The organism is Colwellia psychrerythraea 34H, assembly GCF_000012325.1.
Classification (GTDB): domain Bacteria; phylum Pseudomonadota; class Gammaproteobacteria; order Enterobacterales; family Alteromonadaceae; genus Colwellia; species Colwellia psychrerythraea_A.
The window spans coordinates 476648-493938 of the sequence record NC_003910.7 but is presented as its reverse complement, the minus strand read 5'-3'; the positions used below and the strand labels follow the sequence as shown (position 1 = coordinate 493938).

The 17291-nt window shown below is 37.8% G+C and carries 14 protein-coding genes and 1 pseudogene; 5 read left to right on the top strand and 10 right to left on the bottom strand.

What is annotated here, in order from left to right; genetic code table 11:
- Window positions 1–31 precede the first annotated feature (31 nt).
- Window positions 32–313 (bottom strand): annotated as a pseudogene (locus tag CPS_RS02200) (MmcQ/YjbR family DNA-binding protein); the annotation flags it as partial.
- A 125-nt stretch (window positions 314–438) separates the two neighbouring features.
- Here CPS_RS02200 and CPS_RS02195 point away from each other — a divergent pair.
- Complete coding sequence (locus tag CPS_RS02195; RefSeq protein ID WP_011041349.1) at window positions 439–747, top strand: hypothetical protein; 309 nt, start codon at window positions 439–441, stop codon at window positions 745–747.
- A gap of 25 nt (window positions 748–772) precedes the next feature.
- Here CPS_RS02195 and CPS_RS22775 read toward each other — a convergent pair whose 3' ends face one another.
- The 5 genes from CPS_RS22775 to CPS_RS02165 all read right to left on the bottom strand — a co-directional run bounded on the left by CPS_RS22775 (window position 773) and on the right by CPS_RS02165 (window position 8254).
- Complete coding sequence (locus CPS_RS22775) at window positions 773–1291, bottom strand: TlpA family protein disulfide reductase (protein WP_187148285.1); 519 nt, start codon at window positions 1289–1291, stop codon at window positions 773–775.
- A gap of 8 nt (window positions 1292–1299) precedes the next feature.
- Window positions 1300–2535: a sialidase family protein gene (locus CPS_RS02185; protein WP_138140225.1), complete on the bottom strand. Its 1236-nt coding sequence runs from the start codon at window positions 2533–2535 to the stop codon at window positions 1300–1302.
- Window positions 2536–2557: 22 nt separating this feature from the next.
- Window positions 2558–4666: a TonB-dependent receptor gene (locus CPS_RS02180; RefSeq protein WP_011041346.1), complete on the bottom strand. Its 2109-nt coding sequence runs from the start codon at window positions 4664–4666 to the stop codon at window positions 2558–2560.
- Window positions 4667–4913: 247 nt separating this feature from the next.
- Window positions 4914–7163, bottom strand: coding sequence for a TonB-dependent receptor (locus CPS_RS22770; RefSeq protein WP_011041345.1), 2250 nt, complete (start codon window positions 7161–7163; stop codon window positions 4914–4916).
- 179 nt (window positions 7164–7342) lie between these two features.
- Window positions 7343–8254 carry a penicillin-binding transpeptidase domain-containing protein gene (locus CPS_RS02165; RefSeq protein ID WP_011041344.1) on the bottom strand — a complete coding sequence of 304 codons (912 nt, stop codon included), beginning with the start codon at window positions 8252–8254 and terminating at the stop codon, window positions 7343–7345.
- Between the two features lie 519 nt (window positions 8255–8773).
- Here CPS_RS02165 and CPS_RS02160 point away from each other — a divergent pair.
- Together CPS_RS02160 and CPS_RS02155 are read left to right on the top strand one after the other, a co-directional pair.
- Window positions 8774–10045 (top strand): S1 family peptidase, encoded by a 1272-nt coding sequence (locus tag CPS_RS02160; protein ID WP_011041343.1) that lies wholly within the window; start codon window positions 8774–8776, stop codon window positions 10043–10045.
- Window positions 10036–11106, top strand: a complete 1071-nt coding sequence (locus CPS_RS02155; protein WP_011041342.1) for an FHA domain-containing protein — start codon at window positions 10036–10038, stop codon at window positions 11104–11106. The genes CPS_RS02160 and CPS_RS02155 overlap by 10 nt, the downstream gene beginning before the upstream one ends.
- A gap of 103 nt (window positions 11107–11209) precedes the next feature.
- Here CPS_RS02155 and trpS read toward each other — a convergent pair whose 3' ends face one another.
- Together trpS and rpe are read right to left on the bottom strand one after the other, a co-directional pair.
- Window positions 11210–12217, bottom strand: coding sequence for a tryptophan--tRNA ligase (trpS, locus tag CPS_RS02150; protein WP_011041341.1), 1008 nt, complete (start codon window positions 12215–12217; stop codon window positions 11210–11212).
- 59 nt (window positions 12218–12276) lie between these two features.
- Complete coding sequence (gene rpe, locus CPS_RS02145) at window positions 12277–12951, bottom strand: ribulose-phosphate 3-epimerase (protein WP_011041340.1); 675 nt, start codon at window positions 12949–12951, stop codon at window positions 12277–12279.
- Between the two features lie 318 nt (window positions 12952–13269).
- Here rpe and CPS_RS02140 point away from each other — a divergent pair, with 318 nt between their 5' ends.
- Window positions 13270–13959, top strand: coding sequence for a TorF family putative porin (locus tag CPS_RS02140; RefSeq protein WP_011041339.1), 690 nt, complete (start codon window positions 13270–13272; stop codon window positions 13957–13959).
- A 447-nt stretch (window positions 13960–14406) separates the two neighbouring features.
- Window positions 14407–14583, top strand: coding sequence for a DUF2970 domain-containing protein (locus tag CPS_RS23110; RefSeq protein WP_011041337.1), 177 nt, complete (start codon window positions 14407–14409; stop codon window positions 14581–14583).
- A 217-nt stretch (window positions 14584–14800) separates the two neighbouring features.
- Here CPS_RS23110 and CPS_RS02130 read toward each other — a convergent pair whose 3' ends face one another.
- Entirely contained in the window at window positions 14801–15610 is an 810-nt protein-coding gene (locus tag CPS_RS02130; RefSeq protein ID WP_041737245.1) for a Dam family site-specific DNA-(adenine-N6)-methyltransferase, read from the bottom strand.
- A gap of 252 nt (window positions 15611–15862) precedes the next feature.
- Window positions 15863–17272 carry an SPOR domain-containing protein gene (locus tag CPS_RS02125; protein WP_011041335.1) on the bottom strand — a complete coding sequence of 470 codons (1410 nt, stop codon included), beginning with the start codon at window positions 17270–17272 and terminating at the stop codon, window positions 15863–15865.
- Window positions 17273–17291 lie beyond the last annotated feature (19 nt).

Below are 17291 nucleotides of genomic sequence, written 5' to 3'. Positions count from 1 at the left end.
CTTTTAAACACATCATGGGTATTATAACACTTAATATTTTATTCATATGATAGCCAGGGATAATCGATGGAAATATATCACGTAACATAACTGCCTCATCGGGATCGCACTTCAAGTTCATCCACCAATCTTCTTTTTCAGACGATTCGCTATTACCATTGCCCTTGCCCATTTTTCCGATAGCCAGCGTCGCAAACATTTTGTTTTTCACTTTGAATACTTTAACTTCCTCGCCGAATGGGAACTCTAAGGTTGTTTCTGGCTTATTAAGTAAATAGTGTTCAGCTTGAGTATGGTCTGGGCTATCAGTCATAGTTTGGTTCCTTAGCGAATAAAATCCTGATTAATAATCTATAGCAATTCAATAGTAGATGAAATATAAATCCCAGTATCAGGTTCTTCTTTAGTATCAGTTCGATTTATATCACAGGTGAACTTATGTGTAGTACACCAAAACCAAAGCAAAAAATTAAAGGTAAAACCTCAACCAATGTGGTCAGTATTTTATCTCAGATGAATGCTGAAAAAAGGAAACAGTTTGCTGAACGTGCCAATGAAGCGAGTGAACGACGAGAGATAAAAAAACAAAAAGCTATATTAGAACAAATTCAGGTAGATCAGAATAAAGCTCATGCTCCGTTAAAGAAAAAGACCATGACGAGTAAGCCATGGCATTATTGGTTGATAAGCGCTAGTTTTAGTGAATTATTTCAAACGCTATTCCATAAAAATCATGCAATGAAATAACGCTAAAACACACAAGCTCTTAATTTTAAAGTATTAATAACCACTGCGTTAAAAACTCTTCAGCGATTAAACCACTCTTTCCATGAAACTTTCCCTGTTCATCAATAAAGTAGCTGCGCGGCAATTCACCAAACCATTGAGGGTCAACTTGGTACCTTTGTTGAGCCTCCTGCCCTTGTGTGAAGTGAAAGTTTTTCAAATTCATCAGTTTAAAGTGTTTTATAATGTCGGCTCTTTTCTGCTCACTGCTCTCTTCAGTGTCTGTATTTATGATCACTACCGCTAAATTTTTCTGTTTTTGTTGTAACTTTTGCACTAATGCGAGTTCTTTCATACAAGGAGGACAGTCAACAGACCAAAGTAACGCTAACCACTTTTGACCTTTTCTCTCTTGTGTCACTTGTTCAAAACGAATTTTGCTAAACTCAATAGAGCTATTACCTACAGGCTCTGCTTGAACTAAGCCACTAATGAATAGCGTGCCCATCAGCAGCGCACTAATAAGAAAAATTACATTAGTAAATAGTAGTGTTTTTACCCACATTAGCCTTTTCATAATTGGTTCAACCAATGACCTTGTTGAAAGCGATGCCAAGACACAAAACTATTGTTTTGTCCTTGGACTATAAAAGGTCTATCAGAACCCTTAGTCGATGTTGCTAGCACCCTAGCAATTCCAAACGTCACGCCTTTATCGGTAGATTGTTGATGCCATAACTGATGTTCAGTTCCTGTGAATTGGGTCCAAACAATATCAATAACACCCTTTCTTTCACTCATATGTGGATGAGCCGCTTGTGCTGCTTGTTCCCCAACCGCTAAAGGTAATGATAATGACTTACCTGCATCGTTAGAATAGCTATAGAAAATACCTTTGCCTTTATCACCTTGGTTGTACCAAACCATGTGATAGCGATTATCTTGAGCTATAGATAAAGCGCCTCCTTGGTGTGGGCAACCGTTTATTTTCCAGTGATCATGACTTACTTGATAGGGCGTACTCTGCTCACCTAGCGTGGTAATGGCAAATTCTCTGATATTATCCCCATAAATATGACGCCATAATATAGCGAGCTTACCTTGCTGGTTATAATCCACCGCTAACCTGCAACAAACGCAGGTGCCATTAACGACTTCTTGATTAACAAACTGTGATTTTGCTTTTGTCATGTTGCCACTGGCAATGAAAATGGCAGAGCCATTGCCGGCATCTTTCCTTTGCTTTAAACGACCATCTAACCAGACGATGCTAACGTCGCCTTCGTCGTTGACTACCATTTCATTAAAGCTATGTCCCGTGAGCAAACCATCATCGTTTACGGTAATAGGCGTGGAAAAAGTTTTACCGTAATCACTGGAATAACTATATCGAATATCTGCGGTGTATTTTTTCTCACGCGGTGAAGCCCACGACAAATAGACACCTTGCTTTGAATCAAACGCTATTTTGGGTCTATTCTCATTTCGTGCTGATATCTTTTCTTTGGCTATACCAACAGCTTTAGCTATACCAAAATTTTGACCGTTATCAGGTGAAATTTGATAATAAATGTTATCTTGTTGACTCCAAATTCGCCAAAAGTCACCGTTAGGTGCAAAAGCACTGGTAACCGTTTTTCCACATGTCACTGCAATTTTTTGACAAATTGTCTTCGCTTGCTTTACTGATTTTTGACCTTGATGCTGACTATGATCCATGGGCTCAGCCAACACTTGCTGACTAATGCCCGTGCTTAAGATAAAGGTCACCAAAATTAATAGCTTTAGTCGGTTGTTAATATTTTTCATAAGAATTCTCATTTAGTTATTATTACCATTGATAACTCATACCCATATAAGCAGTTCTGGGCGCACCCGGTGACCAAGAATTTTTGCCATAACGATATTCACCGCCTTGGGCATAGACCTTGTCTGTTAAATTAAGAATTCTTGCATTGAAAGAAAGTTGACTATTTAGCTGATAACGCGCTTTTAAGTTAACAATGCTGTAACCATCATCTTTTCTTTCAAGGCCAGTGTCAGGGTCTGTGCTGTTTGCATCATCCATCCAGTATTCGCCAACCGATTGTAGCTCTACTTGGCTTGAGAAACCTTCAAGGTAACTTGGTAAATAACGTAAGCGAACATTAGCAATGTAATCGGGTGCCATACGCATTTCATTACCTGAATAATCGTCATGTTCATCAAATTCATGTTTACTCTTACTGTAAGCAACGCTCAAATTTAATTCGTCATTGATTACCCATAAAGTAGATAGCTCAATACCTTTATGAAGTACCCGAGTGGCGTTAGTTAAATAACGCTGACCTTGATCGTTATAGGCATGTACTATGCCGTCATCAACATCCATAAAATATAGAGCTGCATCGAATGTTATGTTATCAAAATTACCTTTATAGCCTATCTCATAGGTGTCTGAAGTTTCAGGATCAACAGGTGCAGCAACTTCACTATCCTTAGTGGTTAAATGATAAAGGCTACCCGCTGTTGGTAATCTAAAGCTGTTGGCATACCTAAAATAGGTACTCGTATTCTCAGATAAATGATAATTCAAACTTGCTTTAGGGCTGAGATGTGAAAAATCATCATCTCTGTCTTCTAAGCTTATTTTTCCATGTCCTATATCACCATAAACCCCAAGGTGATTAGTAAATTCATATTTCGCATAGTCATAACGAACCCCAAGGGTTAAATCGAGATTTTTTGTCAATGTGCGCTTGTGTTGCAGGTAAGGTGAAATGCTGGTGTAACTTGTGGTGTCATCGTAGAATTTCTCACCTTTGACAAAGGTATCAGCGCCCCAACCTGTCGTGGTGAAATCTAGTGGCTGATAAGAGAGTTGGTCACCTTCAGTGTATTCAAAATCAACACCTATTGTTGTTTCATTGTCAGCCGTATGAACAAAATTCGCCAGCGCTAATAAACCTACCGTATTCACTGTCGATTGCACTCTAGGCATGTTCTTATTCCATGTCGCCGTATAATCATTAGTACGGTGACGCAAGTAAGGAATTACAGAATAATAACTGTCCTCATTCATTTGATCCCACTGCGTTGTTAAACGCATATATTGTGTTTTACGTAAAGGATCACTCGCCAGTACTTCATCAGATAAACCTGAGTTAGTACGATCGTTTTCAATCTGGTCATCATTCAAGCTCGCTGCCATTTCTTGTTCAAGATCAGAGGCAGTAAAAGAGGTGATTAACCGCTCATTGGCTGATAATTCATATTCATGGCGCAAGTTGATCTCTGCACGCTGTGAGGCTGTATGATCTCGCCAGCCTTCATTTGTGACATAGGAAGCCGATGCTCGAATACCTTGTGTATTTGAAAGTTTATTACTGTGACTAATTTGTACTTTACCGTATTGCTCTTGACCCAACACAACATCCATCGCAGTTTCAGTTTGTTCGACAACCGGTTTGGTCAAAATGTTTACGGTGGCGGCAACAGCGCCCGAGCCATACAAAGCGGTTCCTGCCCCTTTAAGTACTTCCATTCGGCCAACATTAGAATTGAAACTAGACCACCACAAGGCATTATGATTGAAAAATGCAGCTGACTGTAAAGGCACATTATCTTGCAGAAATAAATAGTAACCACTGGTATTCATCGGCATTCTAATTGATGTTTTATGACCTTGACCACCTGATAACTGATCAATTAACACCCCTGAAATACTGTTTAATGATTCAGCGACATGCTGGCCATTATCCATTTGGAGTTCTTCTTCACTTATACCATGCACAGACATGGCTAAGTCTGTATCAAGGGCTTCTTTACGGGTTGCGGTAACAGTTATTCGTTCAAGATCACTTTTGGCCGAACCGTCGGGTAATGTTTCAGCTGATGATGCATAACAAGTATTGGCAATAAGTAAAGCCAATAGAGATGGAGTAAAAACGTAAGGCTGCATAATTATAATGTTAATTAGTGTGAAAAATTTGTATTATTTTAGCAGTTTAAAAGTACGTATAGGTGCGTCATATTGTCGCAAAACAGCAATTAACAAAAATAAAATACCATTAAAAATCAGTCAATTAAAATAAAAACCTTGGTAAAAACAAAAAAGCCTTTACGTTAAAAAGTAAAGGCTTTTGGAATTAATATCGGTCGATTTTTATTAGGTAAATGATCTACATCATCTACTCAATAAAGCGTCATTAAAAAGAGTATGTCGCTTCTACCCACGCGCTCAAACCTTCACTGGGCAATCTATCCATTACTGGCGTACCAACTTCTTTAACACGATTATAGCCGCCTAAATGATTTTGATATTCTCTATCAAGTAGGTTATCAACCCCCCCACGTAGGGTAAAATCAGCTGTTACAAAATACTCAATATCAATATTAACTAAACCATAACCAGAGGTTGCCTGCTCGGTATTCGTTGCAGAAACATCATCTTGTGCCGAAACAGCAACTAACGTTAAGTTGGTGATGACATTTTCATTATGGTAACTAACGCTTACTTGACCATTAAGTGGTGCAATGCGGTATAAGTTATCATCAATATCACGACGTTCACCTCTAACATAACTGGCGATTCCCGATAACTGGAAGTTGTCTGTGAGATTGTAATACCAATTAACATCCGCGCCATATAATTTAGCATCAACATTACTAAATTTAAGTGGGTTATCATCTTGAGCCATCATCGACGCCATCATTTTAGCTGATGCATCGTCCATATCCAGTTGCGTGCCTTGAATGTAGTTATCAATGTTTTGATAAAATACATGTGGCGCAATCATGAAGTCACTTGATTGCCAGGTTAAACCAAGGTCAGCTTGATACGCTGTTTCTGATTCAAGGTCGATATCACCAATATAAGTATGACCATCTGCTAAACCACCGGTAGATTCCATTGGTGTCCATAAGTAACGCTCTTGGTATGATGGTGCACGGCTTTTCATACCCACACCAACATAAAGTGATAGAGTTTCACTTAGTTGTGTTTGAGTACTTAAGGCAACATCTACATTAGTGTCTGAAACTTTGCGGTCTGCATTATTAAAGTCACCTTCAAGATCACTTAACAAACTTCCCATGCTTGGCATCATAGCTGAGTTCATGTCGTCCATACCTGAATTCATATCACCCATGCCTGAGTCCATATCGCCCATACCTGAATCCATGCCACCCATTCCTGAGTCCATGTTCATGTCAGCCATATTCATTGCCATATTACCGCTTACTTCATCAGCATTTGATATAGCATGTTTTACTCTAACGCCTAACTGAACAGTAGTTTGTCCATATTGATTCTGCCATTCAGTAAAAAAGCCAAAACGGTCATCTTGCACATTATTAAAGTTGACTACTTCGAACATAGCATTCGTTGGATTGGTAATAACTGAGTCATGCGTTGCAAGATAGCCATCAACACCAAAACTCAATTCACCAAAGCTGAACTCACGATTTAGTACAAACTTAAAATCTGTCGTGTCTGCAAGAGCGGTGTTACGACGTTTTTTCATTGGATCATGGGCACGCATTAAAAAGTTAGTCATACCATGATCAGCATCTAAATAGCCTACTGACCATTCACCTTGCCATTGTCCTAATTGAAAATCACCATCTACATTAAATCGGCGACTTTCTATATATTCTATATCCATTGGCAGTGCTGGCGTGCCTGAGTCAGTCGTTTTTGTATAGTGATAACTCAAACCCACAGTATTATTTTCAGTCGCATGTCTTACATCAAAACCTGCTTGAGTTTTATCAAAATCAGTCGGCTCAATAACCGTTCCGTCACCACTTTCCATACTATCGCCGGCCTGAGTATTGCCATACAGTAATACCGCAACATCACCTGTAGCAATATTGGTCACACCTGAAAGTGTACTCGCGCTATTATTACTTCGGTAGCCTGCTTGCAAATCACCTGATACTTGCACATTCTCCGAATTCATTACTTCTGCTTTACGCATTGAAATATCGATAGCACCACCGATTGTACTCATGCCAGCAGAAACTGGCGCAATACCACGGTATACCGTCATTGAATCAACAATAAGTGGCGTTGAGTAACTTAAAGGTGTGTCCATTGCATTAGGGCCAGCACCAATAATAGGATGGCCATCAAGTGAAGTAGCAACTCTGTCGCCGAATAAACCACGGTACTGAGCTATGCCTGTAATTGGGCCATTACTGTTAATGTTCGCACCGGGGACAGAAGCTAGCCAATTGGCTAAATCAGCTTCGGTAGTTTTACCTTGCGCGTAACTTTGATTGTCTACGAGAGAATTATGACGCTGATTTGAGATAGTGATGACTTCAATATCTTTAATCGTGCCTTGAGCCGTATTTGCTACAAATGGGAGCGCTAAAGCAGGAAGCGCCATAGCACTGCTACCTAAGATGGTGAGGTTAACAGCGAGAGCAATAGGTTTTAGAGTAAAATTCATGTGATTTTCACTTACAGTAATATGAAATAAATTCAATTAATTGAATTGGTATAACGCTATTCTGTAAGTGATTACATTTGGAAACAAATGGAATTAGGCAATGTGCGACAAAGTGTCGCACCTTAAAACTCGCTTAGTTGCGCTAGGTCAAAAAAGCAGAAATTGACAGCTAAATAATATTAAATAACACCTGCTTTTTTCAAATGATTTCTAGCAATTTTAACGCGAACCGCTTTCATTTCTGCATAACTACCACGGGTAAAATTGAAAGCAAAATAATGCACACCTTTATCATTTTCAACAAAGCCCACATACCAACCTAACATGGCCTTACTGCTTTTATCATTGCTATTTGCTTTGCCTGCTCCTGTTTTTGCATAGAGTAAGTAGTTAGCATTTTTTTCAACTAACATAACTTCTTTTAGAGTATCAATACTGTGCTGACTAACACCTAATTGTCCTCGATGCATTTTTTGTAAAAAACGTACTTGCTCTAATGCCGAAATTTTCATACTGCCATTTAGCCAAAAATCATCTAGTCCCGATGAGATATCATGATTTCCGTAATTGAATTTTGTGACGTAAGACTGCATTTTATCTTGACCAATATCCGTCGCTAGTTGTCTAAAAATGGGCACCATAGAAAATTTAAATGCAGTGGTAAGGTCGTATTCTGGAAGTTTCCAAACCGATGGCCACCACACTTTTACCGGATACTTTTCTTTATCAAACGTTAACACTTGTTGTGCGCTGGCTATTTGCTTGCTATCCAATGCAATAAGGCTATTAGTGATTTTAAAGGTAGAAAAAGGTGATAAGCGTTGCTTAGATCTCTCTTCATTTACCACTGATAGCATCTCATTTTCTTCTGTGTATGAAGAGCCTTGAGTCACTTTGGCGCTATGGTGAGTATTTACATCTTCACTCGTTGTCTCACTGACTACTTGTGTCATCACCTCACTTTTCTTCTCGCTAATTAACACAAAAGTACAATCATTATTACTAACAAGGCAGAGTTCACTACTGGCAACTGCTTGGTGGGTAAAACTGCTCAGTGCTAATACACTCACAATACTGATAACTTTTTTCACACAAACCTCTTTATTGGAAAACTGAATAGGAAACTATAACCGATCTACTGAACTTGCATATTGCAGTATAACGGGCATATACCCGCTCCACTCGGAGATGCTCGTTTCAGGAAGTCTGAACGATTCATAATCAAGACGCATTTTTTTATTAAGGGTTACTCCCTTAAAAAGAAATGTAACGCAGAGTATGATTTGCTCAGACTCACCCAAAGGGCTGGTTTATAAACGCTTTATGCTACGTTATTGATTTCGATAATAGAATAACTATTCTCTTCAATCAATGCCTTGCCTAAAAGTGTTTCTAATTCCAGCTGAATCATGCATCTTCAAGTGGAACGGGTATAGATAAAAGAAAAATCATACGCGGCTTCAACATGGGGAACAATGACATAAATCAAGCAAGGGGGTTTATACCTAAGTAACTAGCATCTTCAAATTACTTAGGTATATGTCATTGATAAGGTGACAAATACAAATTTAGTGTCACAATAGTTAAATAGGTTATCAACAGGAAAATGAATGAAAGCTTTTTTTACCTTAGTTATTATACTATTAAGTTCTACTACTTTTGCCTCTGAGCAAGCTGAAGAAATATTTGCGCAACTCACCCCCTCTCTTTACCAAATTAAATTAATTGATAAAGCCAGTGGAGAGAAGTCCTCTATTGGTTCAGGTTTTCAAATCAGTGAAGATGGCATTATTGCAACCAACTATCATGTGATATCTAGCTATGCTCGTCATCCCGAAAAATATCGTATTGAATACTTGGATCACCAAGGAAAAATGGCTGAGGTGGAATTGGTCAGTGTTGATGTCATTAATGATCTGGCACTAGTAAAACGTCAAGTTGAAGGTGAAATGCCTTATTTCCTGCTTTCTGATCAAAAACCTATTAAGGGTGAAAAATTGTTTGCCTTAGGCAATCCTCATGATTTAGGTATGATTGTGGTACCGGGTACCTACAACGGTTTAAAAAAAGAATCATTTAATGAGCGTATTCACTTCACCGGGTCGATAAACTCCGGCATGAGTGGCGGGCCTGTAGTAAACAAGTCTGAAAAGGTAGTGGGTATTAATGTCGCGACATCAGGCAACCAAATTGGCTTTTTAGTACCTCATGATAAATTGGTAAAACTTTTTAATGATTATAACAAAGAAGCCCCTACCGATATTAAGCAACAAATGGCCGAACAGTTATTAGCTAACCAAAACAAGCTGATGACGGCGTTACTTAATAATACTTGGCAAAGCAAAGAGCTGGCAGGCAAAGCAATGATCCCAATTATCGAGGTCCCCTTTATTCGCTGTTGGGGTGATTCTAATGCAGATAAAACCGATGCGCTTATTTTAGCAGCCATTGCAAATTGCTCGCTCGATGAAAATACTTATCTTTCATCACATTTTTTTACTGGCAGTGTCGAGATTGAATTTCGCTATATGCAGGCAAAAAACTTAAGTGATAATAAATTTTATCATTTATACCAGCAACAAATAGCCCGAGCAGGTGCCGGTAATAGAGCAGGAAAAAATGATGTCAGTGAGTATCAATGCCATAATGATTTAGTTACGCCTTCAAGTACTGCTAATACAAATAAGGCTATTAATAACAAGAGTATCTTCTGTACTCGTGCTTACAAAGACTTCCCTGGATTATTTGATGTTTTGTATTTAGGCGCTAGTGTCGATAAGAATCAACAAGCATTAGTGAGTCACTTTACCATTGCTGGAGTTAGCCAAGAAAATGCTATGGCATTTACCGGTAAGTTTATGGAGGCCGTGTCATGGAAGTAGGTATGGAAGTAACTCAACGCACTGAAGATTACACTGCAGAGATAGAGCCAACGAAACAGATTAAAAACGATGATTTATCACTTGAGCAAGGTGAGATAATTATTGAAGAAATTAGCCGTAATCATAAACTATTACATCGCCATAAATTAAAACGAAATGAAGTATCTATTGGCCGAAATTATCACAATGATATTATTTTAACAGATCCACATATTTGTCCGCAGCACCTATCATTAAAATATTCTCAAGGCATCTGGCACCTTAATGACAACAACTCAGTTAATGGGACGTTATTAGAGAACAACCTAGATAAGCGGCAAGATGCTCATCAACAAGTGATTAACGACGGCGATGTTATCATTTTAGGGAAAAGCCAATTAAGAGTACTATTTAGTGATCATCAAGTATCAAACACTATTGCACTTAGCCCATTTGAGTCCCTTATTGATTTAATCCGACATCCTATTGCGGTCTTTATTAGTGTTGCTTTGTTTATGCTAATAGCCGGTAATATTTCCTATTTGAACCAACAAGTAGAAACTAATATAAGTCAGTTATTTGTTAGCGCTTTTAGTATGAGCTTATTATTTTCTCTATGGCCTGCAGGCGTTGCCTTAGTATCTCACCTCACTAAGAATGAACCGAGGATATTAGCTCAGTTTGGCATTAGCTTTGTCTTTTTCATACTGATGTGGTTCAGTGATTTACTCGAAGAGGTTGTTGCCTTTAATTCGGCTAGTAACTCCGCCTTAGGCTTATTAATTACGTTACTGCCTATTTTGCTAGCTTTTAGCTTGTTCTGGTTAAATAGTTATATTGGTTTTCATATGAGCGCTAAGCGGAGGATTGTCGTGGCCATCAGCATTACTGCGTTATTGTTTGGCGGCACTTATTTATTACAATACAGTAAAAAGCGTGAATTCAATCCGCACCCTAATTATAATGCCACCATAATGGCACCTGTATTTTTAATAGCACCTAGCAACAGTGTTGACGATTTTGTTAAACAAAGTAATGCTTTATTTGAACAAGCAAGTGAAGCTGCATTAGAAGAAGACTAATACCAAATAAAATAATATAGCGCTGATAAAAAGCCAAAAAAAAAGCTTATTTTCTCTATGAAAATAAGCTTTTTTTGTCTAAATAATTGCTGATAGCTCGGTGTTACGGTCGAGGAATAAAGCCTACCGCTTCATATACTGAAGCAAGTACTTTATTCGCTCGGGCAGAGGCTTTTTCAGCACCACTATGCATAACTTGCTCTAAGAATGCTGTATCAGCACGGTATTGGTGGAACTTAGTTTGAATCGGCTCTAACAAAGCGACTACTGCATCAGCAACGTCGCCTTTTAAATGACCATACATTTTATCTTCATAGGTAGGCACTAAGTCGGCAACACTCTTACCTGTGGCACAAGACAATAGTGACAATAAATTTGATACACCCGGTTTTTCTTCAAGATTATAATATATGCGAGCTTGTTCATCAGAATCAGTAACTGCACGTTTAATTTTCTTGGCAACCTTTTTAGGGTCTTCTAATAAACCAATGAAGTTACCTGGGTTTGTATCAGATTTAGACATCTTTTTAGTGGGTTCAAGCAAACTCATTACACGAGCACCGTGCTCAGGTATAAACGGATCTGGTACTGTAAAAATATCGCCATACAGGTTGTTAAAACGTGTAGCAATATCTCTAGCTAATTCTAAATGCTGCTTTTGATCATCACCTACAGGAACACGGTCAGCACCGTAAAGAAGAATATCAGCAGCCATCAATACTGGGTAAGTAAATAAACCTGAATTCATATTGGCTTCAGATTTTTGAGACTTATCTTTGTATTGAGTCATGCGATTTAACTCGCCCATTTGGGTATAACAGTTCAGCACCCAACTCAATTGTGCATGTGCTGGCACATGCGATTGAATAAAAATAGTACTTTGCTCTGGGTCAACTCCACAAGCTAAATAGAGTGCTAAGCCGTCTAGGGTTGCGTTGCGTAAATCTGCAGCCTTAGGACGAACGGTAATAGCATGTTGATCTACCAACATGTAGTAACATTCGTGCGTTGACTGCATATTAACCCATTGTTTTAATGCGCCTAAATAATTACCAATAGTTAACTCGCCTGACGGCTGACAGCCACTTAATACAATAGGTTTACTTGTCATTTTTTTACCCTTTAAATTCTGAATGCTTTACTTATTTATTGCTTATGTTCACTTACTGTTTATTGCGAAACTTTCGCTAACTCAGCGCGCATTTCATCAATTGCGACTTTATAATCATCTTGAGAAAATATTGCAGAACCCGCAACGAACATATCAGCGCCTGCATCAGCAATTTCAGCAATATTATTGGCTTTAACACCACCATCAACTTGTAAGCGAATATCATAGCCACTTTGCTTAATTTTTTCTTTTACCAAACGCAATTTATCTAATGTTGTTGGAATAAAAGATTGGCCACCAAAACCTGGGTTTACTGACATTAATAAAATAACGTCAAGCTTATCCATAACAAAGTCTAAACAATGTAAAGGTGTCGCTGGGTTTAGTACTAAGCCTGCTTTACAACCATTGTCTTTTATCAGCTGTAAGCTTCTGTCGATATGGTCACTGGCTTCAGGATGGAAAGTGATTATGTCAGCTCCCGCTTCAGCAAAACCGGGAATGAGCGTATCAACATTCTTAACCATTAAATGGACATCAATTGGGGCTGTTATGCCGTAGTCACGTAGTGATTTACATATCATAGGACCAAACGTTAAATTTGGGACAAAGTGGTTATCCATCACATCAAAATGAACAACATCAGCGCCTGCAGCTAAGACTTTAGCAACATCATCACCTAAGCGAGCAAAGTTGGCTGATAATATAGAAGGGGCAATTAAAAATGGTGACATGAGCAAAGTTTCCTAAAAAAATATGCCGCTATTATACCCAAGCGTTATCTAAATGCGAATAGCCTAACAGAGAATAGCTTAAATGAATGTCATAACGCACTGCTTTTGAACATAGTGTAAATTAACGCACCAAAAAAGCGCGACACAACGTTCCTAATGATATGGCACAACTTAACAAAAATAACTTATCCCACTGTTTTTTATAAATAAAAACTCAATGAACGCTTAAAGATCAACTTAGGCATTAAGCTTGCAATTATCAAATTAGCTTAAAACTATCTTTAATTTATCTAATAACTTTCACACAATGAGAATAATATGAAAAAGACACTAGTAAATATCGCACTCACTTCCGCTTTAATAGCAGGTTCACTTGTAGCATCTTCAGCATTTGCTGTTGAAGGTTTGTCAGCAAACGTTGGAGCAACTAGCAACTATTTATGGCGTGGCGTAACACAAACAGATGACGCTGCCGCTATTTCTGGTGGTATTGACTATGCACACGAATCAGGATTCTATGCTGGTACTTGGGCTTCTAATGTAGACTTTGGTGATGATGCTAGTGCTGAACTAGATTTTTACTTAGGATTTGGTGGTGAGTTAGGTCAAGGTTTTGGTTACGATGTTGGTTACATTTATTATGCTTACCCTGATTCAGCTCAAACTGACAGTACTAATGAATATGATTTTGGTGAAGTCTACGGCTCATTAAGCTACTCATACTTTTCAGTTTCAGCCAACTATGGTGTAAATAATGATGATGGTGCTGAATGGGCTGATAGCGCACTATATATTTCTGCTGACGCGGAAATTGAAGTTGCTGAAGGCTTAACTTTAGCGCTACACATAGGTGATTATTCTTTCGATGATGACTACAAAAGTGATGATTATAGCGATTATGGTGTAAGTTTAAGTAAAGGTGGCTTCACCTTCGCGGTATCAGATACTGATATGGATAACGATGATATGAAATTTACAGTTTCTTATTCTATTGATATCGATTTATAGAATAGTTTATTGATTGTTTTTTCGATTAATTGACGAATAAACAGTCAAAGACATAGAGGTGAACTTGAGCTATACTTGTTCACCTCTTTTCGTACACAGTGAAAAAAACCATGTCAAAACGGATTATGACAAACGCTTCTTTTACAAAGTTTAAGCAATTATCTTTTGCTTTTACCCTTACTATTGTTCTTTTATTTACTCTAAACAAGCATACCGCTAGTCAAAGCATACAAGCAAAATTACTAAGTTCATGTATGCTTGTAGAGTCAAAATTGCCTATGAATCATATAAATCATCCATGCCATATCACTAATATGTCGAACAAAAGCTGGATATCATGGTTATCAGGGGAAAGTAAATCTACGCATTTACACTTTTTAGATTTAGTAGAGCTTATTCATTATAGCTTCCATTAAAACAACTTTAGCTTTTATCATTCAAAGCAGCATGAAAAACACTTTCAAAAGTGTTGCTGCTGCTTTTTTTGGTGTGCAAAATGAAAGTAACCGAAAGCGAGATTTCTCTGAAGGAAAACTATCTCACTTTATTATTGCAGGCATCATCGCTGTACTGATTTTTATAGGGTGTTTAATAGCGGTTGTTAGCTTAGTAATGCCAAGCTGATACAGCTGAGCTATCTATATTCTTCTGGAACGACTAATCACGACAAAAGATCTATTACCTTGACTCAGAGGTTTATCGATTATGGATTGCTGTAAGGGCGAAAGGTAGGTGTTGTTCATTACTTAAAGGCTGAGTAACTAAGCCGGCTAACAGACAACCTTGGGTTGTCTGACTTAACTGAATCCAGTGCTATCGTCTCTGATACGGAGTATAACGCTTATTTATACAGTGCTAATACTTCTTTAACTTTAACTCGTCCTTGTCCCTTTGGACTAATTGAACGCTGTACTTGAAAAAATTCTCTTTTATCCGCATTTTTATAAAGTTCACGAGTAAAATCGACATGATGATTAGAAATAATAGTTGCTACACCTTTCTGCTTTGCTTTTTCAGCACAAGCCACCAATCTTATCTGATCTTCATCAGTAAATGAATTACCAGCGTAAGCTGTGAAATTTGACGTTCTATTAATTGGAGAGTAAGGAGGATCACAATAAATAACATCATCACTTTTAAGTTGAGAAAATGCTTTTTCAAAATCACCTTGTACAAACGTTGCTTTTTGAGCTTTCTTTGAGAAAAAATCTAACTCAGCTTTAGGGAAGTATGGGTGCTTATATCTTCCAAATGGCACATTGTAGCCACCACTTTTATTATAGCGGCATAGTCCATTGTAACCATGTCTATTTAGATACAAGAAGAGTACTGAGCGTTGGTATGAATCATTGGATTCATTGAACTGCTTACGTAACTCATAATACTTCTCAGGGTGATTGTAATCACCAGCAAAGTACATTTGAGCATCAGCAATAAATTGTGTAGATTGGTTTTTTATGATGTTAAATAGCGAGATTAGATCTTTGTTCATATCAATTAACAGATATTCATCAAAGTCTATATTCAGAAAAACAGAGCCACCACCAACAAAAGGTTCAACGAGCCTTTTTTTACCCTTTACAGGTAAGACCTTTAGGATTTCACCTACAACTCTTTTTTTGCCGCCCGCCCACTTTAAAGGTGATCGCATATTAATTTGCAATGTATCTTTACTCACTCTAGACCTTATTGCCAATACTGTAATTTATGCTGGCGTAATTTTCTGAAGAATATAGCAGTTGTAATCTTTAGCCTAGATCTTAGCAGGAACAAAGTATACAAGTCTAATAACAATGTTATTGAATATTAGAAGTTTACCTTGTTCAAGCTTGTTCTTTACTCTTATTGCTACAGAGCTAAGCTGGGGTCTACTTAATAATTTAATGGCGGATTGTAGCTTGAATTATCGCTTAAAGGTATTAATTTCGTTGATAACTGACGAAATAGGCTTGACCCAAGGTTTACGTTCAATCAGTTGTATTGGTAATGACTGAATTATTGACTTAGCTTCCGTTTTATTTGGAAAGGCTTTCGTTGTGATAACAGTAAATTCTTTCCCGTTCAGTTGCTTTTGGTAGCTATGCAGGTTTTCTTCAGGGTAAAGTGACAAAAATCGATCCGATAATCTTTCATCAGAAAAACCGGCAATTTGGATGACATATCCATTTTCATATTCTTTTGCTTTGCTTTGATAATAGTTATTAGTGATTTCAGCGGCAGGGTTTTGGTTAACCGTTTCTTTACTCTGAATGTTGATAACCTCGGCATCAATTTTATTATCAGCAATAGCTAATGCTTGAAGAACATCACCAGCTTTAGCGGGTATTTTTTTGATAGGAGTAACTGACTGGATAGTCATTAACGCCTGATTAATTTCTTCACTTGTCGCTTGTACTATATCTGAGGATTCACTGGCATGGACCGATGGTTCTAATAGAGCGGTCTTTTGTTTCTTTTGCATTTGTCTGGTATTTTCGTTATCAGAAATATCGTTTACATTAGGCGATGATAAACTCTGCAAAGTGCCACTTTCCAGAACAGTTTGCTCTTTTATGTTGAACGCTTGATTATTTGCATCTTCAGCTATTAATAAATAAATCCAGGTAAGTGCCGCACCAATAAGCAAAATAGCACTAACCAAACTTATTTTTTGCCATAAAAGTATCGGACTAGCACTCTTTGTAATCATCATTTTTTTATCATCTAAGCCAATCACTTGGCCGGATTCAGCATCAATGATAGCCATTTTGTTCTTGAACAAGCTTTTATTAATCGCTAACTGCTGTGCAGCTTCGGTTAAACCAAAAAGTACAACGTTAATCGTTAGTTTGCTTTTTTTGGCTAAAGTCACCAATTGACACAATTCATATTTAACTTGTAATGAAAGCGCATGGGCATGATCTATTACGATAGAAATAGATTCACCATGTTGCTTGGCGAAGCCCAAAACACTTACTGCTAAAGATTTCTCAGGATCAAACAAAGTATTTACAAATAGCTGCTCAATTAAACGACAACGTATTTGAATATCATTTAATTTTGAAGACGCGGCAACAAACGCCACATTGATGTGCTTATCTTGAGTATCAGAATGGTTCACATTTGATAGACTGACTAGAAATTGGCTAGCCAGCTGTGAGTATTGTTCGGTATTATCACCAACGACTAGCACAGCTTGTTTAGCAAACCGTAAGTTGTAGTCAATACGTGCCGTAACACTAATAGCCACACTACCATCCGCTAATGTAGATTCGCTCTCAGTTAGCCTATGTGTTGTTTGATATGTCGAATGGGAGTTTGCGGATGCTGACATGCTTATTCCTTTCTATGCT